Source organism: Ruminococcus turbiniformis (genome assembly GCF_020687545.1).
GTDB lineage: Bacteria > Bacillota > Clostridia > Lachnospirales > Lachnospiraceae > Mediterraneibacter > Mediterraneibacter turbiniformis.
Genome location: NZ_JAJEQX010000041.1, coordinates 1 through 25,199, shown reverse-complemented (window position 1 = coordinate 25,199; position 25,199 = coordinate 1). Strand labels below are relative to the sequence as shown.

The window sequence follows — 25,199 nt, the reverse complement described above, 5'->3', positions numbered from 1 at the left end:
GATTGATCACTGTTCCCCGCTTGAGATCCTGAAGCTGCAGAAGAATCTGATGCGGATCGCGGAAGGAGAAGGGATCGGATTCGTTTATGGGAAAGGAAAGCATAAACCAGAAATCCAGGAGCTCTACAAGGAACTGGAAGAATGCGGGACCCGCCTGATGGAATATAAGGAATGTTTTGAGATCATGGGGAAAGACCGCAACAGCTATTCCAAAACAGACCTGGAAGCAACCTTCATGCGGATGAAAGAAGACCATATGATGAACGGGCAGTTAAAACCGGCATACAATGTCCAGATCGCAGTAGAGAATTACTTCATTGTCCACGGGTATGTGAGCAATGACCGGACAGACTATCATACGCTGATCCCAGTTTTAGAAAAGCACCGGAATGCGTTTGGAGATACATTGGAGGCGGTGACAGCAGACAGCGGCTACTGCAGTGAGAAGAACCTGCTGTATCTGAAAGAGAATGAGATCAAAAGCTTCATCAAACTTCAAGACCATGAGAAGTGGAAGACACGGGCATACAAAGAGGACATCGGGAAGTATACCAACATGACATATGCTGTTTTTGAAGATGAGCATTATTACATCTGCCATGATGGAAGGGAACTGCGCCATATCCGGACGGAAAGCAAAGAACAGGACGGCTATACCCAGACGGTGGAAGTATACGGCTGTGCGGACTGCAGCGGCTGTGAGCATAAATCCAAATGTCTTTACAGATACAATGCGGAAAAGAATCCAGACCGCAATAAAGTCATGAAGATCAACGAACGCTGGGAAGAACTGAAGGAAGAATCCCCTGCGAATATCCAGAGTAAAGAAGGGATCCTGAAACGCCAGACACGATCGATCCAGACAGAAGGGCACTTTGGAGATATCAAAGAGAACGAAAACTTCCGGCGTTTTAATTACCGTTCGGCGGAAAAAGTGTATAAAGAGTTCATGCTGTATGCAATAGGCCGGAACATCTTAAAATACCACCGGTTCTTGCATCATGAAATCGAGAAATACGAAGGGAAAAAGGAGCAGAAAGCCGCTTAACCGATGGAGCGCTCTTGCAATCCAGAACAGGGGCTTTTGCGCCCTAAAATACGAGGAATAAAAAGAAAGAGACAGTCCGCCAGAGAATTCGGTTCCTAAAAAACCCCGAATTCTCTGGGATTGTCTCTTTCCTACATATCAGGGGTTAAAATTCGGTATTAACCGACTCCCCCTATGAAATCAAGATTATTCCGTCTCAGAATCCTTCTTCTTTTCTCTTCATCCGCATCTCACGCCGCTTCTGAGCCGCTTCCCACTCCGCCCTCTCGGCGTCTGTCTCCAGAATCAGGCCAGGCACCTTCCGGGGCCTGTCGTTTTCATCGAGGGCAACCATTGTAAAATACGCCCTGTTGATCGGATGGCGCTGCCCGTTTTCGAGATGCTCTACATACGTGTCCACGCGCACTTCCAGGGAAGTGTTTCCCACATAAGTCACCCTACCGATAATGACAACGACTTCGCCGTTATACGCTCCATGGATGAATCTTAAATTATCCACGGAAGCGGTAATCACATTGGAACGGGTATGCCTCATGGCCACCATCCCGGCGACCTCATCAAGCCACTGCATCAGCATGCCGCCAAACAGTCTTCCCGCCGCGTTCATGTGGTTCGGCCGGATCATATGAATAGTCTCAACCCGTGATTCCGATACTTTTCTTGCTTCTGTCATATTTTTCATCCCCTGACTGAATTTGAATGATGCCAGGATCAAAAGGTCTGAACCCACATGAGCCTGCTCATATGAGCCTATCATAACACATTGCCTTCACGGGAACAAGCTCCCGATCCCCCCGGCGCCGTATACAGATGCGGATATACTTGTCAGATTTCCTCAGCACCGCTATAATAGGCCTCAGGAGGATCTCATATGCAGAACTTTAGACTCACCATACAGTATGACGGCACACGGTATCTGGGCTGGCAGCGGCCGAAAAAGGACGGTTTAAACAGAACAGTCTCCTGGAAGCTCATGACCGTTCTTGAAAAAATAGCCGGGGAGCCTGTCACTCTGTTCGCAGGTGCAAAGACCGATCCCGGCGTACATGCGCTGGCTCAGACCGTCAGCTTTCAAGCCGGTTCCGGCCTCCGCGCAGATCAGATCCGCACAGAACTGAACCGCTGTCTTCCTCAGGATATTGCTGTTTTGGACTGCCGCACAGCGCCGGAGCGATTCCGGGCGGACTTGAACGCCCTGTCCCGCACATATGAATTCCGGATCTGTACAGCTCCGGTCTATGACATTTTTTCCGCCGGATACACCGCCCATATTTATCCCGCGCCAGATTTTGCCGCCATGAGACAGGCCGTATCCGCTCTCATTGGGAAACACGACTTTACACATTTTTCGGCTGGCCGCGCAAAGAAAAGCACGGTGAAAGAAATATTTTCTGTGGAGATTGAATCCGGACAGGAAAAAGATCTGGCCAGAATCACAGTCACCGCGGATGATTTTCTCTGCCGCATGCCCCAGCTTGTCATCGGCACGCTTCTCGAAACCGGGCAGGGCATCCGTACTCCCGAAAGTATAAAAGACATTCTCAATGGCAGCGAATCACAATCATCAAAAGTACAAAAAGCAGGAGCCCTCTGCGAAGCAAAAGGACTCCTGCTTACATCCATACAATATCCATAGCGGCAGACACAGTTCTGCCATTTCCGGCACACACAAACTTTTCTCAGAGGATCAGCCCTGCGATGTGATAGGCAATAAAACTCACAACCCAGGCCACGGCAAGCTGGAAAAAGATGATTCCGCAGGTCGTCTTTGCGCTTCCCACTTCCCGGTGTATCGTGGCAATGGTCGCCGTACACGGAACATACAGGAGGCAGAATACCATCAGAGCGTACGCGTTCGCCGCACCGAATCCCATGGTTCCGAGCACTGCCACAAAACTTTCCATCCCGTGTCCTGTTGTAATATTCTGAATGCCGAAAAGCACGCTGCAGCTCGACACCACAACTTCTTTCGCGGCAATACCCGCAATCAGCGCCACCGCAATCTGCCAGTATCCCAGACCAAGCGGTTTAAAGAACGGCACGAGAATCTTCCCGATCATTGCTCCGAAGCTGTCCGCTATATCCGTGACGAAACCGGCCGGTCCCAGATTCAGGAGAATCCACATGATAATGGATGCAAGAAAGATCACTGTCCCTGCTTTCGTCAGATAATCCTTCACCTTTTCCCATACATACACAGCAATCGTCCGCGCGTTGGGCGCTTTATATTCCGGCAGTTCGATCAGAAGCGCGTGTTCCGCCTTACTTCCGTCAATTCTGGAAAGAATATATGCTGTCAGAATCGCAACCGCAATGCCCAGAATATACATGGAATAGCATGCAATCATGGCATAATCGCCGAAAAACATGGAAGAAAAGAGCACGTAGATCGGCAGTCTGGCACTGCACGACATAAACGGAGTCACAAGGATCGTTTTCAGTCTGTCCTTCCTGTGTTCCAGAGCGCGCGACGCCATCACCGCCGGCACCGAACATCCGAACCCGAGCAGCATCGGAAGAAACGCTCTTCCCGAAAGCCCCAGCCGGCTCATGATGTCATCCATGACAAACGCAACTCTCGACATATATCCACTGTCCTCGAGGAACGCAAGCGCCAGAAACAGGATAAAAATATTCGGCAGGAACGTAAGAATTCCTCCCACACCGGAAATAATTCCGTCTACAATCAGCGAGTTAAGCACCGGAATGGTTCCAACACTCTCAAGCCCTGCGCTTACCGCCCCCGTAAACAGATCAAGTCCTGTCTCAAAATATCCTTTCAGCCAGTCTCCCACCGTAAATGTCAGGAAGAACACAAGCGCCATAATCACAAGGAAGATCGGCAGGCCGAGCCATTTCCCTGTCATATAGCGGTCAATACGCTCTGTCCGCTCCGCTTTCTCGCTTTTATTGACAAGCGTTTCATCGATCACTTCCTCGATAAAATCATATTTTTCATTAATAATATCCTTCTCGTAGCTCCGCTCCGCGATTCCATCCAGATCCACGGGATACTGTTTCATCACCGTCTCATCCTGTTCCAGAATCTTAATGGCATGCCACCGCATATTATCCATATCCGGATACCTTTTCCGGAACTGTTCAATGATCGCATCGATTTTATCCTCGATCTGGTCATCGTACACCATGGCATATTCCCTGTGATGATTATGTCTGTGCCCCGTCTCTGCCGAATGGTGATGGATAAACGGCCCCTGCTTTGCATATTCATTGTGGTGGGCCACCGCATGGAGCAGGATCTCCAGCCCCGTCCGTTTTCTGGCAGAAACAGGAATCGCCGGAATGCCAAGCATCTCAGGCAGCCGGTGAAGGTCGATCTCCATTCCCCGCTCCTCCACGACGTCCATCATATTCAACGCCAGAACCACAGGCTTGCCAAGCTCAATTAACTGCAGTGTCAGATAGAGATTTCTCTCAAGAGACGAGGCATCAACCACGTCCACAATCACATCAACTTCGCCGCTCATGATGCATTCCCGCGACACTTTCTCTTCCATTGTATAGGATGTAAGGCTGTAAATGCCGGGAAGATCAATCAGCTTGAATTCCTGTCCTTTATAAACCGTTCTTCCTTCCTTTTTCTCCACCGTGACGCCCGGCCAGTTCGCGACCTTCAGATTCGCGCCGGTATAGGCGTTGAACAGTGTCGTTTTTCCGCAGTTTGGATTCCCGATAAATCCGACATTGATCACCTTTTCGCTCATACCGCCGCCTCCTTCACAAAGATATTGTCGGCGATTCTCTTCCCGAACGCGAAGCGCGTCCCGCGGAACCTTACTGTCATCGCTCCTTTTTTGTCATTGTTCAGCACAGTGATCTGCGATCCTTCCGTAAGTCCGAGAGCCTCCAGTCTGCGTTCAAGACTCAGTTCAATCTGTATTTTTTCCACCGTATATATGTGGTTGTTTTTTCCCTCTTTCAGTCTCATACTTCTGTCATCCTTTGTATACCAACGCTATTGATAACTTTTATCAACAATATTATATACACTCTGAAGTCATAAGTCAAACAGAGTGTAAAAAGATACTTTACTCTGCCACTTTTTAGTGTTATGCTTTTCTTAATAAAATCAGATGGAGGTATCACGAATATGCCACGTGGACGCAGAAAAGTTGTTGAAAAGGATTATTCCGCATTACTTGAAAAAGCAAATGACGAGCTGACAAAGCTGGAGACCGAGTACAAAGAGTGCGTTTCTTCCTATCGTCTTCAGATCAAAGATAAAAAGGCCGAGATCAAAAAACTCGAAAAGGATAAAGCCGCTTTTGACGCACAGAAAGCCGAAGAAGAAAAAGCGGCTGCATTAAAGGAAGTTGCGGAACTGATCGTCGAATCCGGGAAAAGCATCGAAGAGATAAAAGAGCTTCTGGCTCATTAATAGTTCATTCATTTCGGATTTTTCCCACCAGTTTCACAAGGCGGACGTTGAACATTGTTCATACCCGCAGATTTTCAGAGGCTGATATACAGCATTGAAACCTTGTTTCCGCTGTATATCAGCTCTTTTAATTTCACACTGTTTTTCTTTGCAAAGGGTAAACACTTCTGATACAACGTCTTTTTATAATAATATTTTAAAAGTATTATGTATATTTCAATCTGATATTCCATCAATATCGTCTTTAGAATGTATGGTAAAAAAGGAGCGTTTTTTATGAGTCAATCCCAAAATGAAGTACTCACAAAAATAGATCAATATCTGACCGACAGACACTGGACTCTTTACCGCCTACAGAACTTTAAACCGCCAGGACAAAAAGCTTCTGATCTCTATCGCCAGAAGTCTTTCCCAGAAAAAAGAGAACCCGTAACTTATCCTGTACCGCCGTTATTTTTCATCACACACCTGGAAAACATAAAACTTCAGGCTGACGCCCTGAACCCCACATATATCAAGGCTTTCCCGGATACGGTCATCCTTTACTACACCACTACTACACCACTTTTCCGATCAACGCCATCTCTTCTTTTAAGGTATGTTCTTCCACATGACAATAAAGATCCATCGTCATCTGGAGGGAATTATGTCCCAGAATTTTCTGTAATGTTTTGGGGCGCATTCCTTTTTCAATCGCTTTTGTGGCAAAGGTGTGCCGAAGTCCATGTGGAGTAAACGGCTCAAAATCCAGTCCCGGATATTTCCTGTTTATTTTTCTAACCAGGTATCGAATCGCACTTCTGATATTAGCTTCATTCACAGGATTATTAGTCTTGCTGCAAAACACAAGATCTTCCATTCCAGGTCTCGGATTATGGCGGGTTGCAATGCGATCTTTGCGTATTTGCATTTCCATAAATACGTTCCGTACTTCTACTGTCATCGGAATTCTTCGCTTCCCGGCCTTTGTTTTTGGCTGATGGAATTCATAAAGGGCCCTTCCCCCTTCCGGCAGATAACACAGTGTTTTATCCACCAGTATCGTACCGCTTTCCATATCGACACAATCCCATGTCAATCCCAGGATTTCTCCCATGCGCATTCCAGTGTTCAGGGCAACCACGAAAAACGGATACAACTGTCCGCCTTTGGACTCTTCAAGAATCATATGTATTTCTTCTTCGCTGAGAATCCGCTTTTCTTCTTTCAACTCATTTTCTATAATCGGGTTGATACCAACTGCAATATTCTTGTTTAGCAAATCTGCTTCTACAGCCCTGTTTAGCATATCTACGAGAAGTGCTTTACAATCGCACCGCATGGCATCTGTAGCCAGCTGATTAAATGCATCCTGAAGGATAATCAGATTTAATCGGGTCAGCTTTCTCCATCCCAGAGTCTCCCGAAGACGGTTGTACTGGATCGCATAGGTTCTTTTTGTTGTATCTCTACAGTGTTTCTTACAGGTAGTGATCCACTTTTCATACCATTCATCCAGAGTCATACCCGTTGAAATTACATTGAGCTGTTTATCATCCCTGAACTGTTCTTCTCGCAGCTTCTTTGTAATTTCCGTCACTGTAGAAGCATACAATGTCTGACGTTTTCCAAATCTGTTTGTAAATCGGGCCTGATATATCCCATCTTTTCTTTGTGTGATTCCTTTTCCAAGTTCTTTCCCGTTCAATGATTTTCCCACAAATATCTCCCTTCCATACATTGAACAGGAACCTGTTTACCATACTTTACTATACCACAGGTTCCCGTTTATTTGTCTGAATTGGCAATATTTACGCAGTATTTTTTTCAAGCCATCTATCCAGCTCTTTTTTATTGGCATACCACCTGTTTCCAATCTGGACGCCAAAACCATTATTTCCTCTTATTAGTTCTCTGGCTTTCGTCTGCCCGACTCCAAGATAAAGACAGAGTTCTTTAATATTCAGCAATTGTTTTTCTATTTTTCTTTCCCTAACAGGGACGTTACTCATAAACAAAACTCCTTTCCGTCCGAGAGATGCCTGACAGGAAGAGGTTGTTTTAATCCATATATTTTCAGGCACTTTCCAGGCATCCCTCAGGCAGTCTATAAACATTATTTTTGTTTTATTTTTCAGGACTTAGGCAGTTTAGGCAGTTTATTTCACTTCTTAAGTAGAAATAAACTATACAATAAAAAAAGAAGTCATTTTTACCCGCCTGGGCCGCCTGAAGTGCCTGGATCTTTTCTGTTACTCTGTACGGACTTCCACATGGATCCCGCGGAAGCCGCGCACAGTCTTCCCATTTCTGCCGGGAAGATTTTTATCATAGGTCAGCCCCAGTGTTTCTGCATTCTCATTCAGATACTTCTTGAAAGTATTCTCTGCCCTGGGCCTTTCCAGATTGTCCTCGCACCATTTCCGGTAGGCAGCGTAAAGCCGCCTGGAACTGGCATAGGTTCCTTCTTCCCTTCTCACATATCCGGCAGAATTCAGGAATGAAATGATATTATTCTCATTCTCCATCAGATCTTCCAGGTTCTTCCTTGCCCGGTCGCTGATGCTGAATTCAAATCCGTTCCGGACCAGTCTGTGCAGTCCTTCCAGACACCACAGTACGATCCCTTCTGTCTCCCGGATCAGCTTGTCCCCCAGATACCGGTCATGATGGAACGGACAGCGCGCCATGCCCCTGCCTGTCACTTTGATCCCGTAATATTCCGCCGCCTGCCTGGTGGTCACTGTGTTTTTGACTGCTTCATACACATTCATTTCCTATCCCTTCCTTTCGCTCTGCAACAGTCTTTGAAGGGAAATGATTGCCCCTTCACCTATAGAAAGGAAAACGGGCGATTTTACAGGGTGGAATTACAAAAAATATATTTTTTATCAAAATTTTATATGTTTCGCAAAAGATCCACCACTCAACACCCGATTATTTTCCCTTCACCACTCACACAGAAGAGGGATAGTTATACAATATGTATTGAAAGTTTGAAACATAAAAAATACAGTCACCAGGTTTTCTTTACCCGAAGACTGTAGACATTATTTTTATTCTTTCCAATATCTTCTGATCAATCGCTCCATATTTTCTCTTCCAACCGGATTCATCGTATGTAAATATATTTTATAGAAAAGTCCATGTTCTGCCAACCAATCAAGCAGCTTAATCCCATCTCCACCATCTCTCGCATATTCGCCCAGATCGTGATCGCAGTCTATCAATTCTATTTTATCGTTCGTATTACTTATAACACCTATTACCTCATTAACGCTCCGACACCAGATATATCCATCCGGTGCCGGCCGAATATCATCCAACCAGATTTTCATATAGTTACACCTTCCACAGCAAGGATTTTGCCTTCTAACGATTGCCCTGTTTCTCTCCAATCCAGCCACTTCCGAAAAATGACCGGATCCTCTTTTAACATCTCCGCAGCTTTTAAAAGAACCGGATCACCACAGGTATCCACCACTTTAATCCGATCAAGCGGGGCATAAGGAAACGGTATATAATCTGTAAACCATCCGCACAGATCCGTGATGTCCAGACCTTTTTTGTCTTCTGAAATATAAAGGCATGGATGCTCCCGTTTATAGAATCCGTACTCTTTTTTTGTCCATTCAAAATGATCTCTGTCCGATACTGTCTCTGCACAATATACTGCATAAAATGGTTTCCCGAACGGATTTGCATTCACATACAGGATATCTCCCGGATGATATGGCAGCACAACATTCACCGGATCTTTCAATTGCCTCGCACGCCCAAGGATAAACTTCTGTTCCTCCGAAAAACATACCTCATAATTTAAATCCCGAAACGTCCTGCGTTCAAAATCATACGGATATCCCTCAACACCCAGTATTTCCCGTTTCAAAGAATATATTACCGCATACTGCTCATAAAAGCGATCCCTGCATCGAATATATTTTGTTACTTCCCAGTAAAATTTGTTTTCCGCCGGTTCATCAAAATCCTCATTAATCAGAAGTTCTTCCGACTCTTCCTCCATAAATTGCCAGAGATCCGGATGCAGTCTCGTAAAAGGACGCGGTCCCGCCGAAAAACAGTCGGCATACAGACAGTCCTCATCATCCCGGTATCGGAGCCTTACGCCTAAAAATGAACCCGACCGAATATCTCCCGTATACTTTTCTTTTTCCAGGAACGAATCCATATCCCAGAGAGCCGCCTGTTTCATCTGTTCAAGAAGAGTCAGGTATTCTTCCAGTGTAATATTCTGCAATTCCCCAAAAGCGTCCATCTTTCTCATCCTCTCAACGTCTTCTTTCCGCTTTCCATCCCGCATCAAGATAACATTTATAATGTCTGCTGTAATCATACTTTACGCGTGGATACTCAGAAAGCCGATAAATCTCCATGATATCTTTTATGTATCCCTCTCCAATATTCGGATTCATATATACAACGGCACTTCCGTTATTCTTTATTTCAATTCTCCCTCTCGGATAATAATTATATGGTTTTTTGCAGCCCTTCGGTCTGACGTATCCCCATATTTTCTTATGTACATAAGTATCTCCTGATTTTGCAAGACTATGGGGATGCGCATGATCAAACGGAATTGCCAGAAGTCTGCCTTCAACGATCCAAAAAACTCCTTTTACTGGTTTCATAGAACTTCTCTAATGCCTCCAACACTTTATGATATACGACCTGATTCGGATAATATCTGTAATCCGCAAAAACTGAGATCCCATTTTTGTAGAAATGCTCCAGTATCGCAGCTGCACACCCGGAGCTTCTGCTCTCGCCGTACTCGCACTGACAGATGATATTATATCCATCCGTTTTCGCAGAATAGATAAATTCTGCCAATGCGTCTGCCTCCGGAAAATATGTCTCATAAGTCAGACCATACTCCGGGAGAACAGACAGATCAATGTCATGCAGGGGAACTTGGAATAATCGGTCTGTTTTTTCTTTATAATCAACCGGTCTGTAATCTTCAGCGATAAAGCGTGATGTCTCAGGATCATAGAAACTGATGACTGCCGTTTTCTCCGGAAAACCTTCCCGGAGCAATTCTTCGATTTGACGTCTGCTGAAAATCTTTATTTTCATCCTTCACTTAATCCTCCAGAAATATTCTAAAGTAGTCATATATGCTGAAAATTACTCTGTTACACATCTTCAAAAACGGGATTCCTGTCCTGACATTTTCTCTTAAATTTTTCTCTCTGGTATCTATAAAGCTTCAAATTCCGACCGCTATATTCAGAAAGAAATGCAAGCAGCCATTTATCATCCATATCAGCTCGATTCCAATCACTGATTTTTCTTGTATCTTCCATCCAATCTTTAAATTCTCGAAAAAATGCTGTAAAAGGCATTTCCGGATATTTTTCACTCAGTTCAGTAATTAACCCGGCTATTTCTTTTATCCGGCTTTCACTCTGATATTCGCTTTTAACCGGCGTATACCTGAATTCCTCCAAGAACATTCCTCCGACCTTTTCTTTTATCTCCTCTTCCTCATCCAAACCCGATTTTATCAGTCTGCCCGCTTCGGTAAGGCACTTGTATCTGCATTCCTCTACTTTCTGTACTTTATAGCAAAGTGGAATCGTATCACGATACCTTAGTTCTACCTCCCGTTTCGGATAATATCGCGGGGCAAGATCATATTGTAAGCAGCGGGTCACGCTTTCTGCATTTTCTATGTACAAAAGGCGTTTTCCACAGTCCACTGCATAGAAAGGACTTTCATAGGGACTGCCATCCACATACAGAATATCACCTTTCTGATACGGTTCTTCAGAGAATGCTCCCGTTATCCCTCGAAAAAACAACGACAGATTATCCGAAATGATTTTTTCTGATTTTGACAGTTCGTAACCTTCATATTGGAATCCACTATAATATCCTGTCGGATCATCAATTGCAATCACTTTCCCCTTCAAAGAGAAATCCGCACTGTAAAGAATTGTCATTCTCCCATTAATGTCAGCATATTTTATAACAGTAATATAAAACTTGCGGTATATTTCTTCTTCCGAGTATGTCTCATGGTGATACGCATAATGATTTATTCCCTTGATATCGGCTCCCGCCCGCTCTTTTGCCATAAAGCGCTCTTTCAGACATTCACATTGTTCCCGGATCCATTCTGTAACATCCGGTTCAAACCTACGAAAAAGCATATCCATATATGGACTGAAATCATACAGGCAATAGAGGTCAAACTGATCCTCCTCATCTCTGCACCAGATGCGTGCCTTTAAAATCGTTCTGGCCGGATCTATGGATGTCAGATCTTCTATAACCGCATCCTTTACCCGCTTTACAAGTGCATCAAATGTTTCCTTCTCCATCTTCATATCACTCACCTCCCGGACTGTTTTTTACTAACCCCAACGCTTCCAGACTCTCTTTTGTATATATCTCTTCCATCCATTTTCTCAGCTTCCGGCACTGTTCCTCCTGTATGATGAGAAGAACCGCATTACAGACAAGCTCCACATCTGCCTGCTTCTGACGGTCAGGCAGAATTCCGCCGGCAACTACAGACAGGATCTTCGCTTCTCCCTCCAGGGGCTTCTCATATCTCTCCAGATCCAGATAGGACCAGAAAATATCTGAGTAAAGATGGTCTTCCCCTGTCCTGTCAGGCGCCAGATAATATGCGCAATAATTCATGTCTGAGGTGTCGCCATGTCTCCGGCAGCGTTCCAGCCTTTTTTCTGCATTTATTACAAATGGGGCGTCTCCTGAAAATCCATTTCTTAAGAGTTCTTCTTGGCCCCACGTGGAGATGTCCTGCAGTACAATCGGAGAGTCTGGAGCCCTTTGATCGATCAGGACATCTCCCCTGTGAAACGGAGTAGGAAAAGAAAACCACATTCCCTCAAATGTAATTGCTGTACCGCTTTCAGAATCTGACAGACAGTCTTTTTCCCCCAGCGAAAGGACATTTAACTGCCGGTCTGTCTCAATCCACAGTTTCTTTTCTTGTTCTGTCGCTCCATCAGCAAAGTAATGTTTTGTAATTCGGATCTTTTCTACATCGTCTTCCAGCCAGTTCTCTGTTAAATTTGAAACCGCTGTCTGATAATCCGGAAAATATAACCCCAGATCAACCCAGTCATATTTTCCCGGTTCCTTTTCGAAAAATTCTATCGTATATATCGCCTGCTCCTTCCGGTAAAAACATGCAAGCATTTTCTTCTGCAGCGCCATGTAATCTTCCAGAAACCGATGAAAACTTGGAATCGCCTTCATATTAAGCCGCTCTTCTAAAGAACAATCCGGCATGGTGTTGATGATTTTCTGCCATGCATCAAACTTTTCCTTTAAGGGAACAATTCTGCTCATATAAATCAGAAAGGCCGCTTCAGGAACCGTAAACTGATACTGAATTTCTCTTAAATACCTGCGAATATCTTTTGAATTAATAAAACGGAAAATATTCATCCTTCGTCTCCCCACTTTTTGATGCATTCATATTGTTTCCTTCCTGTGCAATTAATATAGCAGGACGCATGGGGCAAAATCAGGCCACGGCAAATGATATCGTATTCCCTGTAAAAACCATAGTCCGAAACAAAAGGAAAGGGGAAACATCAATGATAGATTTTACAAAATTTGCCAATTCCAATGCCGTCCGTAATCATTTACATCAAATCTGCTATCAGCCAACCGCTCTGGAAGCCGCATGGCTCGTCTGGCAGTGCGAAACAATCAGTTTAGAAGAAAAATATACCGCTTGGCAGGAGATTATCGACACTCTCCCGGATTGCCCAACTGACAGTCGGACAATGAGGTTAAAAACAGAGTACAAAGAAAGCACACATGCTTTCCTGCGTGCATATATTGCACTGCAGAAAGAACTGACAGACGCATTTTATCATGCCGATGAGCCTGCAGTTTATCAGGCAGAATACCTGATTCTTCCGAAAGGGGAGCGCTTTTGGAGGGAATATCGCAGCAACAAAGAAAACTTTCCTACTCTGGAGACAACCTTGACGGCAATTCCAAAAGACGAAGGAGAAGTCATTCATATCACGATTTATAAAAAGAACTCCACTGGAAATTTCCTTACAGCTGCCAAATTTCTGCCTGATGATCACAGGCTTGCTTTTATAGAAGCGCGTCCGGGATCCATGTATGCCCGCAATATGGGAAAAGACAAATGGGCTCTGTATACCGGTGTGCTCGACTACATTGCGGCACACTCCATTCAAAATAACTTCCCCACACCGTTTCATTCCGGAGATATTCTCTATAATCCAAACATGCGGGAAGGAATGTTCTGCGGCGGTGTCTTCATCGCTATGGAGACAACACCTGTTCCCTGTAACTGTAACATAGGACTTTTCCTGTATGATAACCAGCCGGATATGATATCGGCCCTTTCTCCCCGTCTGATGGACTGCGAATATTATCCGGCGGATGCCCTGTCTGAGTCGTACCGGATTTTTCCTCTGATAAGCAAATTCTTAAAAAGACAGAATGTTGCTCTGGATCCATGGGATTTCGCAGACCTTATAAATGACTATCACGATCTTTTAATTCCTCCTGCTGTGCCCAAAGAAACTGAGGCAGATGATAACGAAAAAGGGCTCTCTATCACCATGCAAATCGCAAAAGTTCCGGCAGAAATGGATTTTGAAGAGTTTATCGATATTATGGAGAACGATGATGAGTAAATGGAGCCTTAAATCATGCTACAGCAAGTAATGTTCTATTTGCTGAAAAAGATTCAAAAAGGAGAAATATCCATGATAGATTTTCTGAAATATGTCAATTCTAATGCCGTCCGCACCTATTTACAACACATTCATTACCAGCCAATTGCACTGGAGGCAGCTTGGTTGATCTGGCGATGTGAAACGATTAGTCTTGATGAAAAATGTTCTGCATGGCAGGAAATCACAAATTCACTTCCAGACTGTCCGACCAACTCCAGCTATACATGGCTAGAGCAAAAATATATAGACAGTACACATGCTTTCCTGCTGGCTTACATTAGGCTGCAAAAAGAATTGGCATCCGAATTTTATAAGTCAGACGAACCGGCAGTCTATGAGGTAGAATACCAAGTTCTCCCATCAGGAGAACGCTTCTGGCGAGAATATCGCAGTATCAAGGAAAACTTCCCTACTCTGGAGACAGCCTTGAAGGCAATTCCCAAAAACAAGGGAAAAATCATTGATATTCATGTTTGCAAAAGAAATCCCAACGGTGGATATCTGACAATCGCCAGATTTCTTCCAGACCACAGACTGGCACTTATGGAGCCGGAGCCAGGTTTCATACACCTTAATAACATGCCAAAAGAGAAAAGGTCTCTATACACCGATGTACTTTCCTACTTCGGATCACGACCTATTTTAGATGAATTCCCAATACCCTTTCAGCCTGGAGACTATCTATACGACCCTAACTTTCCCGAAGGCGATCTTGCCGGCGGAGTCTTTATCTATGCGGGAACAACTTATCAGCCCAGGGGATTTTTTCTTTGGAATAAGAAGTCAGACACATTGCGGGTACTTGATCCATCACTGTTGCTAGATTGCGAATACTTTCCGTCAGAGGCGCTGACAGAACCATATCGGATCTTTCCTCTGGTAAGCAAATTATTAAAAGCGAAAAAGGTCGTCTTGGATCCCTGTGACCTTGCAGAATTTATAGAAGACTATCATGATCTGCTGCTTCCTCCTCCAGCTGGAGCAGAAAAAATCCCAAGGGAAGTAAGCTCTGAAGAAATTATTGATTTCCTGGAGCGTGATGAAGAATAGATGGTACTCCGTTTTCAAACAGGCTGTCTAAAGCTTTCAATGTCTGTCTGAACACATAAATGTTGGGATAATACTGTTCATCAAGAAAAATCTTCATGCCATCCTTGTAGAAATGCTCCCTCAGGGCGGCGGCAACAGCAGCACTTCGCGAATACCCCCATCTGCACTGACAAATAAAGTGCTCTGTTTCATCCTTATATTCGTAAACAAAAGCCGCAAGTTGCTCCGCCTGTTCTTTTGAAAATAGATTTAGAGTAAATCTGCGACTATCATAAAAAGTGTCTGCTTTAGAATTTATATCATCAAAACTTAAATTCAATATATGCTGGGGAGTATTTATCAGCATTACAGGGGGTTCTCCAACGTCTGTAATGCTGATGACAGATGTGTTCGCTAAGAAGCCAACTTTATCCTTCTTCTCAAGTTCCCTTCGATTACATATTTCTATTTTCATCTCTTAATACCTTCTTTCTATTCGACCCTTTCATATTCGTCCAGCCTTTGTCTGAAACCGTATGCCTCATTCTGTTGCTATGGGTTCGATTTCCTTGTGCCCAAGAAGACACCCATTTACTGCTTCCAAATTAATCCAATCACAAAATACTATTAGCCGTGAGGCAAAAAGGGGCCATCCTAAGTGATATATTACTCACAGAAACAGAATGGGTGGAGCACCATGCAGGAGGGCACAAAATGTTCGAAATTAAAGGAAAAGTTAACAGCGCAATTTGTTATGCTACCGTGATTGAAGACGAAGCGATCGAACAGATCCGAAGAATGTGTGACTATGAGCTTACATCTGGTTCGCGAATCCGTATCATGCCGGATGTGCATGTTGGAAAAGGATGTACAATTGGAGCAACCATGACTGTCACCGACAGAGCCTGCCCCAATATTGTGGGCGTAGATATCGGATGTGGGATGTATACCGTGAAACTGGCAGACCGAGAACTTGACCTGGAAAAAGTCGATGAAGCAGCACACTTTATCCCTTCCGGCAGGAATATCTGGGAGGGCCGTATTGAAAAATTTGATCTGACCAGATTAAAGTGCTATCGCTACTTGAAAGACAGCAAACGATTAGTGCGTTCGCTTGGAACATTAGGCGGTGGTAATCACTTTATCGAAATCGACAGGACATCAGATGGAACCTGTTATCTTATCATTCATTCCGGGAGCAGAAGTCTGGGCAAACAGGTAGCAGAGTATTATCAACAGCTCGCTATCGATCTTCATTCCGGAAAAGAAGAGCTCTTTGTTCAAAAGGAAGAACTGATCCGTTCCTACAAGGCAGAAGGGCGCAGAGATGAAATCCAGAAAGCATTAAAACAGCTAATAAAAGAATACCAATCCCATGAGCCGGATGTGCCGGAAGATCTTTGCTGGTTGTATGGTTCTTTCATGGAGGACTACCTGGAGGATGTAAAGATCTGCCAGCAATTTGCCCATATAAACCGTGAAAAAATAGCAGAAATCCTACTGGAAAGAGCCGGATTGACTGCTATAGAAAGCTTCCACACTGTTCACAACTATATTGACACAGAAGAAAGAATTCTTCGCAAGGGTGCAATCTCCGCACACACTGGAGAGAAAATGCTGATTCCCATTAACATGAGGGATGGGTCCATTCTTGCACTTGGCAAAGGAAATCCAGAATGGAATTACTCTGCTCCACATGGTGCCGGACGAGTGATGTCCCGGACAATGGCCAGAGATCATATTTCTCTTGAATCATATAAAGCTTCAATGGCGGGCATTTACACCACGTCCGTCAACGAACATACTCTTGACGAAGCTCCAATGGCATATAAATCCATCGAGGATATCATTGATGTCATTGCTGACTCTGTCGATATTCTTGAAGTAATGAAACCGGTCTATAACTTCAAAGCGTCAGGCGATGCACCAAAAATAAAACCTTGAAAACAGCTTATAACCTAAATGGAGGGATAACAAATGCAGCATACCAGCAGCGTATTTTATTTGTCAGATTATTCGATTCGGAGACCCATAAGCAGTATCTTGCAGTTTTTCAGTGACTTGAAATGTTGTCTGGATCGGATACGAAAGGGCTATTGTGAAAAGGACCTGTGGGAGATCGATACCTGGTTTCTGAACGTCATGCCGGACATGTTGGAAGAGTTTAATCGCTGTAAAAACAGTTATCCGCAGACTTTCTTGGAACAATACATTCAAAAGCATGAAAAGGAACTTTCCGTCTCCAAAGAAAAATTTTTTATTCCAGACGCAAGGGAATTCCCGGAACTTTATGAAAAATTTTTTATTTCCATCGCAAGGGAATTCCCAGAACTTTATGAAAAAATAGAAACGGAAGCTCATGAAGCATGGGGGAGTACTTTACTGGAAATGGCAGACTTGATGCGAAAATCGTGGTGCGACGGCTGGAAATTAAAGGATGGGTGGGAATACCGCCTTCAATGCCGAAAGAAAGCTTTGGAGATGTTTCAAACCTATTTTAACGACTTATGGGATTGATATTGTCAAGAAAGGGTAAGAAACCGGTAATCAGACCGGTTTTTCACGGCTGGATTTCTATGATTTCCAGTCCTTGTTTTCTCGCATAAGCCACGGTTTTTTCTGTACCGCTGTGAGAGCGGTTTTTATCATATACTGCAATCAGGATGTTGCTCTGATCTACCATGTATATATTCCTCTCGCAGAAAGCGGCTATCCTGGATTTCTCCGTGCTGACGACATGGACAAGATCTGCTTTAGATTGAATATTCTGACAGCCGGGTTCGTGTCTGTTATGGTCGGAAAAGGGCAGGGCAATCTCAAGAAATATTTCCGGATTATTAGCTTTTCTCTGCAAGACTCGCTCAGCGGCCCATGTATCTACGCCAACCGCATTACCACAAATAAAATGGATAACACCTTTTGTAAGCACCTGGTCGATTGCCCGATCTAATCGTTCTATCAATACCTGGTATTCAGAAGATTCCAAATCTGAACTCCACGGGAAATACCGGTGCCCAGTAAAACAACATTTCATAGAAATCTTTCCTTTTTCGATCAATAAATTTCAAAAATATTGTGGACTAAATAGCTTCCTTTAATTTTTCCCACACTTTTACCATAGCAAAAGTGTCTAAGCCACAGTATTTCAGAAGATGTTCTCTTGTTATTTCAATCTCATCTTCTGTCATCGCTTCCATTTTTGCAAAAGCATCCGAGGCCTCGCCGCCATTATGGATTCCTTCCAGATTATGGTAATCCAACGCCGGATCATCAGGAAACAAAGCAGGCAAAACATACTTTATAGAATAAGAACCTTGCATGGCCCTGCAGTAATACCATTTTTTCTGAAACGGGATCATAAGATCCACAATATGATCATGTATATTCATAAGATGCTCTCTCAAGTCAGGAAATAGTGCCGCAAGCCCACGTATCCTTCCCTTTTCAAAGCTCATATTATAAGCCGTAGTGCATACATCCAAGGGAATATCCGCACAGAGCTGTTCTGCCAGCTTACGCCGTGGATCTTCTCCGGGGTATGCTAAAAATTCTTTGTGCTTTAACTCCCCGCCCTCGCTCTCAATATAATGTAGGGAGTATTGAAAAACGATCTGCTCATACGGATGAGAATGATCATACAGCGGAATGGCCGGCTGAAAAGATTCAAAATCAAGGAAGTACAGAGGATACGTGATTGTTTGCATGAATTCCCCGATTCTTTCTTTGTCTATGTAAGGCGGATAATGAAATAATTCATGTTCGATCTGTTTATATTGAGCGCCAGACAGTAAATCACAGATATTCAAATCTTCAAAAGACACTATCCCCTTGCGGTAGCATTTCAGTTTCGTGGTTGTCCTGGCTCCGGCTACCTGAAAAATATTCGGCGTTGGCAAATGTCTGGAGCAGTAGGCGAAAAATCCGCAGGGATAAGGTGAGAAACATTGCTCCCCAATATCATCTTCCGGCTCTTCTATCTGTTTCATATATTCACGAAGCATCCGGATATTCGCTTCCACTTCATGTTGTAAAGCTATTACGTCAGCAGTAACCTCTTTGATGGTAAAAAGCTCATGGATGTCCAACTCTCCGTTCCGTTCATATTGATTATTGATATGAACGATGTTGCAAGACCGGACCTTATAACCAAGCTTACTTAACACATAATACTGAAATGCCGCATCGTGATAATAAATATCATGCACCGAAGTGGAGCTTTTTACTTCATGTAATTCCACTTCGGCATCATTTAGAACCTTCAGGATATCTACACTGCAGAACAGTCCATCCGTAGAGAAGGACGCTTCTGCAATAACCGGTGTCTGCAAGTCCATGAGCTGCTTCGTCTTTGCAACCATATTGCTCAGATTGCCAAAAGGAACTTCCACAAAGTCGCCGAACAATCCCATTGCAAGGTCTCCGACAGCCGAGCCCGTATCCAATACTGCCTGATTCACAACGGATGCGTCAAACACATCCGGCATATTCTTTTTTAACCATAAGATCTTCGGGCACTGAACAGCAGAACAGTACCGTGATTTAGAGATATTGTATTCCATCGCGTTCTCCTACGTGAATCCATGCCAATAATGGTTAAAACTATGCAAATAAAAAATCTGTTTGACAAGATACATTAAAAGGTAGGAACATCATTTACTATTGCTCTTATTGCTGTTCCCCTTATTGGCCATCTTAATCCATACCCTTCCTTCCCATTCTATAGGAGATTCATTTTCCTCCTTTGGCATTGCTCTAATCTCGCTCTGCAATTGCTTATAATTATCTTCGGACATAGCACTCCACGCCTGTCCATTATATTTAGAAGCTTTGATACTGCCTTCGAATAAAGGTTTTTCTTTTAAAGCATTTAAAATATAGCTATCTATCGGAACATGCAGCGATCTTGGTGATATTTCCTCTGGCAACAAGTCCATCAACCACAGATATTTCAATGTCATATTCAACCATTTTTGCGCCTGTCCATATGTAATCCCCTCTTCCAAGAACTCTTTTCCTCTACAAAAAACTTCATCCTCTTCCGTAGGTTCAACAAATTTGATACATAGCTCTTTATGCCATATATCAAATTCCTTCTTTTCTTTCTCAAACATATCAATAGAATTAATTAACTCAATACACATTTCTCTGATCCAAGAATCACGTTTTGCTTTAAAATCGGCTTCTTTAGACCCTTTTTTCGCATGCTCAAGTTCAGATGAAGAGTACTTATATTTTATTGTCCGAGCCAGATCTCGATATGCGCGACGTGCACACTTTATTTTCTTATTCTTGTCTTTTTCTTTGTCAATGATGCCAAAAACACTATACATCAAAAAATCATATAGTTCCTTTTTACATGTTTTTTCACTCATTCTCAAATTCTCCTGTAAACTTCCGCTGCTCTCTCCAGTTCTTCTTTTACCTTCTGCCGCAGGTTCTCCGGCTGCAACACTTCTACATCCGGGGCAAAGTTCTTTGCGAACTGCTCCATCGCCCGCTCGTTTGTCTTTACGGCAACCGTCACATGTGTCTCATTTTCATCCGAAAATGCTACTTCTTTCCCGAACATATCGATCACATCCGTGATCATCGGCTTCACGATCCGGAACTTCACATGAACATTTTCACTGGAGTACATATATACATGCTCTTTCATGTATTCTGCCAGATCCAGCTTCCGGTTCCCGGACCATTTCAGCTCTGAAAATGGTTTTCCCGGCTCATCCAGGATCCGGATATCCCGGATGCGGTCCAGCCGGTAATTGGAAATATCATCGTATTTATCATAGTTGCAGATCAGATAATATTTCCCTTCTCTTGCCGCCATCTGATAAGGTGTGATCACATACTCCCGGATACTCCCGTCCGGCCATCTCTTTTCATGCAGTTTTTTATCTGTCTGATATTCCACATATCGAAAGGAAACCTTACGGTTTTTGCTGATGGCCTCATCCAGCATCTCGATATTATAAAAAAGCTGGCGGTTATCCGTCTTGTCCTCCGGCAGTGTGGAAATATAACGGACTCTGGATTTAAAATATATATTGGAAAGATCTTCCAGCTTTTCCACCAGATCTTTGCACTGACTGTAGGGAATGTGCCTGGAAAAAAGCAGGCTGTCGATCAGAAGTCTGAGTTCCCCGTCCGTAAACTGTCTCTTCAGATAAAAATCTGACCAGAGTTCGTTCTCCTCCATCACAGGCTCTCCGGTATCCTTGTCTCTTAGGACTGCTCCGGTCTTCTTGTCCTTCACCGGAACATTCCGGATCGTTTCACTGTACTCGATCTCGTATCCACAGTCCATCAGATTCAACAGATTGCGGCGGATTGCTTTCCGGTCTGCCTTCATGTCATATTCATTTTTCAGGATTTCAGCGATCTCCTTCTGGCTCAGACGGTGATCTTCATCCGTATACTTCCGCAGGATATCAAGGATATTCAGGATCAGCAGTTTTTTGGGCTGTTTTACATACATAAATAACTCCTCTGTCTCTTGTTTCTTTCATTTATTATTGCATTGTGTCCCTTAAAAGTAAATAACAATTCCTCTTACTTTTCTACAGGATAACTCATAACATGAGTCAAAATGAGGACACACTGCGCTCTTTCTTCGTGACCTGTTTTTGAGCCATGGGTACTGGTATCTTTTACTCGTAAAGAATACGCATTACACAACAGATCGGAGGTACTGTGATGCAGTTTTATAAATTTGAAGGAATTATAACCAACCCGGACTGGACAGAAGAAAATGATAAGAGACATATCCTGCGTGAAAGGGCGAGAAAAATCTGCCTGAAAACCACCAGTTTTAATCAGACGCTCAAGGGGCAGTCCTGCTTCTATGTAACCGATGCATCCGACAATATTTTTCATGCCGGGATCATCAGTCAGGAATCTTCCGGACTTCCGGAACAGATACAGGCTTATTTAAAAGCACTGAATCTTTCTGTAAAGGATCTCCATATGGAAGAAATTACGTTTAACGCTGCCCATTCCATGCTCCAGACAGCCTGCCGCCATGATTATATCGACGACGATGACGAAATACTGGAGCGTTTTAACCTGGATAAACTGTGCAGCCGGTTCGGAAGATTTTTTGACTACGATGAAAAAATTATAGATAAATCTGCCAGATCCACTGTATATAGAGAGGCAGATACCTTCTCTGCCGGAGAGTCTCTCCGCCCGGAACTTGACCGGATCTATGCCGGAAAATCCATGAAGAAAGCGATCGGTCACCCGGTCCATTATATGGTACAGACAGATGACTCTGACACAAGGCAGAAAACATGCCGCCTTCTGCTCCAGGCTCTCTATGCCAGCGGCAGGCTGAGAAGCCGGCGCTGCTGTCTGGTCCGTTTCTGTCCGGGCGAACAGTTTTCCAGTTCCACCTATGACTGTCTTTATCAAAGCTGCATCGGCGGCGCTGTGATCGTCAGTTATCTCACCGGTGATGATACCGAGGATGACCATGCTTCAAGCAGCCGGTACATAATCGAACAGCTTTGCAAAACTATGAAGAAATACCGGAATCAGGTTCTCACCATTTTTGCACTTCCAAGAGAGTGTACGATCCTGAAGGATATTTTTTATGAAAATCTCGGGAGTACCAGCTTTGTAGAATTAAAAGAAGATTTTATGAGTGGCGACACAGCGGTGAATTTTCTGAAAGGACTTGCGGGAAATCATGGCGTCAGATGTGATAAGAAACTTTTTTCCATGCTGGAAGAAAACAAAAATTATCTGGCCCCGGACCTGCATATTCTCTTCGATGCCTGGTACGACCGGAAACTGAAAACATCTGTTTATCCACAGTATTGCACTGTCAAAACAACGGATCAGACTGTCCTGAAATCCGCACCAAAGGGTTCGGCTTATACAGAACTGATGGAAATGATCGGTCTGACTGAAGCCAAAAAGATCATCCGCCAGGCGCTTGCCTATGCCAAGGCCCAGAAACTCTTCTCGGAAAAAGGCATGGCGGCCGATCACCTGTCCATGCATATGGTATTTTCCGGGAATCCTGGTACAGCCAAGACGACCGTCGCCCGGCTCTTTGCCCGGATCATGAGAGAAAACCGTCTGCTTTCCAAAGGGGACCTGATCGAAGTCGGCCGCGGCGATCTCATCGGAAAATATGTCGGCTGGACTGCGCCAATGATCCAGAAAAAATTCAAGCAGGCAGAAGGCAGCGTATTATTTATCGATGAAGCCTACTCCCTGGTCGATGACCGGGACGGTTCCTACGGCGACGAAGCAATCAATACCATTGTCCAGGAAATGGAAAACCACCGTGACAACGTAGTCGTGATCTTTGCAGGATATCCGGATAAAATAGAGTCTTTTCTGCAGAAGAATCCCGGGCTTCGCTCCCGCATTACCTTCCATGTGCCGTTTGACGATTACAGCACGGAAGAACTCTGCAATATCGCACACCTGATCGCAAATAGAAAAGGATTGAACCTTTCAGAAGGTGCCTGCGAAAAAATGGAACAACTGTTTTCCATCGCGCGGGAACAGGATGATTTCGGGAACGGCAGATACGTCCGCAATGTGATCGAAAAAGCACAGATGGCCCAGGCCGTGCGGCTACTTGACCAGGATTATGACCGGATTTCGGATAGGGATATTGTAACCTTACAAGCTAAGGACATCGAACTGACGGAAATAAAAAGAGAAAAAAGACAAACCATAGGTTTTGTTTATCCAGGAAAGCAAAAGTTAGTTAACGAGGTGAGACTACTGTGAATGATAAAGAAATCCGCAAAATTTTAATTTCATGGCTGCAAGCCTGCAACTCTGAAATTCGCATATATCAGGAAAAAAGCATCGGCACGTCCATCTGTGATCTTATGGCAGTGACAGACTGTCTTACCGGATATGAGATCAAAAGTGATCTGGATAACTATCAGCGTCTTGATCGTCAAATTAAAAATTATGACAAAATATTTGACAAGAACTATATTGTTGTAGGACAACAGCACAGTACAACCATAGAAAAAAGACTCCCTTTTTACTGGGGGATCATTGTTGTCATGAACGATCATGTCCATGTTGCGCGTAAGGCGCAACATGGCAAACCTTCCCTGAAAAACAAGCTAAAACTCTTATGGAAGATCGAACTGAAAAATATCCTCTGCCGTTTAAATCTCCCGCCATGTACCTATAAGAGCAAAGATTATATCATACAATATCTGCTGTCAGAAAATCAGGAGAACCAGATCAATAATGCCCTGTTGTATGAGTTGATGCATAGAGATTATTCTATTTTCAACGCCAGGGATTATACATTTTACAGCAATACAATAGAAACCAGGACATCCGACATTTGTGATTCTGTTCCGGCAGAAGAATTCATTGATTCTCTCTCCGAACAGGATCTGCAGCAGATAACCTTAGATCAATGGATTAATTTGTATACAAAAGCAAAAAAACTTCAGCAAACAAAAGAAAAATATCAGCATCCAACAAAAAAAGCAGGACTTCTCCCTCATAAAATTTCCTATAAGGACATTGAAGTTTCGCCTGGTACACCATGGATAAGCTGGAAGATCATTGACGACTTTATTTATTATTTGATATGGGGAAAAGAACGCTGGCAGTATCCGACTCATAAACAGGAGGCGAAATTATATTATGAAGATGTTACCGGATACTGGTTTATCTCAAACAAAAAATTTTATCATAATTCCCGCCTTGATTACGATTTTGGCGCACCAAACTATAATGCTCTGCATATCCTGGAAGCTATTTTAAATTTGCGGGAAATCCGCCGGGAAACCAGAGAAGAAACAGTTGCTGCTCTTGATAAGCAGCAAAAAATCATCAATCTATTTAAAGAATGGATATGGCAGGATGAAGACAGGCGTTGGAAGGTAGAAGAAAATTATAATCAGCCTGAATTATTCATGATAATTCACTTCACTGCGGTCAATGCTGCATAGTTGCTGATATTTTTGATATTTCCTACTTTCACTTAACAGATGAAGAAATTTTTATAGAAAAAGAACTTCAGCTTTGT

At 43.6% G+C, this 25,199-nt stretch carries 25 protein-coding genes; 9 read left to right on the top strand and 16 right to left on the bottom strand.

The genetic code is table 11. From position 1 onward, the window contains the following. Positions 1–1,048 (top strand): transposase (locus LKD70_RS16260; protein WP_227708925.1); only part of this gene is annotated, 1,048 nt, incomplete at its 5' end. 196 nt (positions 1,049–1,244) lie between these two features. Here the strand turns inward: LKD70_RS16260 and LKD70_RS16255 are convergent. Next, positions 1,245–1,721, bottom strand: a complete 477-nt coding sequence (locus tag LKD70_RS16255; protein WP_227708924.1) for an acyl-CoA thioesterase — start codon at positions 1,719–1,721, stop codon at positions 1,245–1,247. 198 nt (positions 1,722–1,919) lie between these two features. On the opposite strand from LKD70_RS16255, the gene LKD70_RS16250 reads away from it, so the two are divergent. Then, positions 1,920–2,684, top strand: a complete 765-nt coding sequence (locus LKD70_RS16250; RefSeq protein WP_227708923.1) for a tRNA pseudouridine synthase A — start codon at positions 1,920–1,922, stop codon at positions 2,682–2,684. Between the two features lie 43 nt (positions 2,685–2,727). On the opposite strand, the gene feoB is transcribed toward LKD70_RS16250, so the two are convergent. Then, positions 2,728–4,773: a ferrous iron transport protein B gene (gene feoB, locus LKD70_RS16245; protein WP_227708922.1), complete on the bottom strand. Its 2,046-nt coding sequence runs from the start codon at positions 4,771–4,773 to the stop codon at positions 2,728–2,730. After that, positions 4,770–4,997, bottom strand: coding sequence for a FeoA family protein (locus tag LKD70_RS16240; RefSeq protein WP_227708921.1), 228 nt, complete (start codon positions 4,995–4,997; stop codon positions 4,770–4,772). Before LKD70_RS16240 ends, feoB begins: the two co-directional genes overlap by 4 nt. Positions 4,998–5,159: 162 nt before the next feature. Here LKD70_RS16240 and LKD70_RS16235 point away from each other — a divergent pair, with 162 nt between their 5' ends. After that, the gene (locus LKD70_RS16235; RefSeq protein WP_227708920.1) at positions 5,160–5,447 is read left to right on the top strand and encodes a hypothetical protein; all 288 of its coding nucleotides are present in this window, start codon (positions 5,160–5,162) and stop codon (positions 5,445–5,447) included. A gap of 556 nt (positions 5,448–6,003) precedes the next feature. Here LKD70_RS16235 and LKD70_RS16230 read toward each other — a convergent pair. The 8 genes from LKD70_RS16230 to LKD70_RS16195 all read right to left on the bottom strand — a co-directional run bounded on the left by LKD70_RS16230 (position 6,004) and on the right by LKD70_RS16195 (position 12,872). Beyond that, positions 6,004–7,146, bottom strand: a complete 1,143-nt coding sequence (locus tag LKD70_RS16230; protein WP_227708919.1) for a tyrosine-type recombinase/integrase — start codon at positions 7,144–7,146, stop codon at positions 6,004–6,006. A 91-nt stretch (positions 7,147–7,237) separates the two neighbouring features. Further along, on the bottom strand, positions 7,238–7,438 hold the full coding sequence (locus LKD70_RS16225; RefSeq protein ID WP_140398806.1) for a helix-turn-helix domain-containing protein: 201 nt from the start codon (positions 7,436–7,438) through the stop codon (positions 7,238–7,240). A gap of 240 nt (positions 7,439–7,678) precedes the next feature. Then, a complete protein-coding gene (locus LKD70_RS18970; RefSeq protein ID WP_456115024.1) occupies positions 7,679–8,200 on the bottom strand; it encodes a primase-like DNA-binding domain-containing protein in 522 nt (173 codons plus the stop codon). Positions 8,201–8,482: 282 nt separating this feature from the next. Continuing rightward, positions 8,483–8,764 (bottom strand): cyclic-phosphate processing receiver domain-containing protein, encoded by a 282-nt coding sequence (locus tag LKD70_RS16215; protein WP_227708918.1) that lies wholly within the window; start codon positions 8,762–8,764, stop codon positions 8,483–8,485. Beyond that, the gene (locus LKD70_RS16210; protein ID WP_227708917.1) at positions 8,761–9,702 is read right to left on the bottom strand and encodes a hypothetical protein; all 942 of its coding nucleotides are present in this window, start codon (positions 9,700–9,702) and stop codon (positions 8,761–8,763) included. The genes LKD70_RS16215 and LKD70_RS16210 overlap by 4 nt, the downstream gene beginning before the upstream one ends. A 338-nt stretch (positions 9,703–10,040) precedes the next feature. After that, positions 10,041–10,523, bottom strand: a complete 483-nt coding sequence (locus LKD70_RS16205; RefSeq protein ID WP_227708916.1) for a hypothetical protein — start codon at positions 10,521–10,523, stop codon at positions 10,041–10,043. A 59-nt stretch (positions 10,524–10,582) separates the two neighbouring features. Beyond that, complete coding sequence (locus LKD70_RS16200) at positions 10,583–11,527, bottom strand: hypothetical protein (RefSeq protein WP_227708915.1); 945 nt, start codon at positions 11,525–11,527, stop codon at positions 10,583–10,585. Between the two features lie 253 nt (positions 11,528–11,780). Continuing rightward, positions 11,781–12,872, bottom strand: a complete 1,092-nt coding sequence (locus tag LKD70_RS16195; protein WP_227708914.1) for a hypothetical protein — start codon at positions 12,870–12,872, stop codon at positions 11,781–11,783. A 152-nt stretch (positions 12,873–13,024) separates the two neighbouring features. Here LKD70_RS16195 and LKD70_RS16190 point away from each other — a divergent pair, with 152 nt between their 5' ends. Continuing rightward, on the top strand, positions 13,025–14,107 hold the full coding sequence (locus tag LKD70_RS16190; protein WP_227708913.1) for a hypothetical protein: 1,083 nt from the start codon (positions 13,025–13,027) through the stop codon (positions 14,105–14,107). A 15-nt stretch (positions 14,108–14,122) separates the two neighbouring features. Continuing rightward, a complete protein-coding gene (locus LKD70_RS16185; RefSeq protein ID WP_227708912.1) occupies positions 14,123–15,199 on the top strand; it encodes a hypothetical protein in 1,077 nt (358 codons plus the stop codon). Here LKD70_RS16185 and LKD70_RS16180 read toward each other — a convergent pair. Further along, the gene (locus LKD70_RS16180; protein ID WP_227708911.1) at positions 15,168–15,653 is read right to left on the bottom strand and encodes a hypothetical protein; all 486 of its coding nucleotides are present in this window, start codon (positions 15,651–15,653) and stop codon (positions 15,168–15,170) included. The two genes, LKD70_RS16185 and LKD70_RS16180, sit on opposite strands and share 32 nt — an antisense overlap. A 239-nt stretch (positions 15,654–15,892) precedes the next feature. On the opposite strand from LKD70_RS16180, the gene LKD70_RS16175 reads away from it, so the two are divergent. Together LKD70_RS16175 and LKD70_RS16170 are read left to right on the top strand one after the other, a co-directional pair. Next, a complete protein-coding gene (locus LKD70_RS16175) occupies positions 15,893–17,122 on the top strand; it encodes an RtcB family protein (RefSeq protein ID WP_227708910.1) in 1,230 nt (409 codons plus the stop codon). Positions 17,123–17,155: 33 nt separating this feature from the next. Next, on the top strand, positions 17,156–17,695 hold the full coding sequence (locus LKD70_RS16170) for a hypothetical protein (RefSeq protein WP_227708909.1): 540 nt from the start codon (positions 17,156–17,158) through the stop codon (positions 17,693–17,695). A 43-nt stretch (positions 17,696–17,738) separates the two neighbouring features. On the opposite strand, the gene LKD70_RS16165 is transcribed toward LKD70_RS16170, so the two are convergent. From LKD70_RS16165 to LKD70_RS16150, 4 genes are all read right to left on the bottom strand, one after another. Continuing rightward, positions 17,739–18,212: an SLOG family protein gene (locus tag LKD70_RS16165; RefSeq protein WP_227708926.1), complete on the bottom strand. Its 474-nt coding sequence runs from the start codon at positions 18,210–18,212 to the stop codon at positions 17,739–17,741. 46 nt (positions 18,213–18,258) lie between these two features. After that, positions 18,259–19,587 carry a DUF2779 domain-containing protein gene (locus LKD70_RS16160; RefSeq protein WP_227708908.1) on the bottom strand — a complete coding sequence of 443 codons (1,329 nt, stop codon included), beginning with the start codon at positions 19,585–19,587 and terminating at the stop codon, positions 18,259–18,261. A 240-nt stretch (positions 19,588–19,827) separates the two neighbouring features. Beyond that, positions 19,828–20,550 (bottom strand): hypothetical protein, encoded by a 723-nt coding sequence (locus tag LKD70_RS16155; RefSeq protein WP_227708907.1) that lies wholly within the window; start codon positions 20,548–20,550, stop codon positions 19,828–19,830. 2 nt (positions 20,551–20,552) lie between these two features. Then, entirely contained in the window at positions 20,553–21,653 is a 1,101-nt protein-coding gene (locus LKD70_RS16150) for a helix-turn-helix transcriptional regulator (RefSeq protein WP_227708906.1), read from the bottom strand. Between the two features lie 218 nt (positions 21,654–21,871). On the opposite strand from LKD70_RS16150, the gene LKD70_RS16145 reads away from it, so the two are divergent. Further along, entirely contained in the window at positions 21,872–23,926 is a 2,055-nt protein-coding gene (locus tag LKD70_RS16145) for an AAA family ATPase (RefSeq protein ID WP_227708905.1), read from the top strand. Next, positions 23,923–25,122, top strand: a complete 1,200-nt coding sequence (locus LKD70_RS16140; protein ID WP_227708904.1) for a sce7726 family protein — start codon at positions 23,923–23,925, stop codon at positions 25,120–25,122. Before LKD70_RS16145 ends, LKD70_RS16140 begins: the two co-directional genes overlap by 4 nt. The last annotated feature ends 77 nt before the right edge of the window (positions 25,123–25,199 follow it).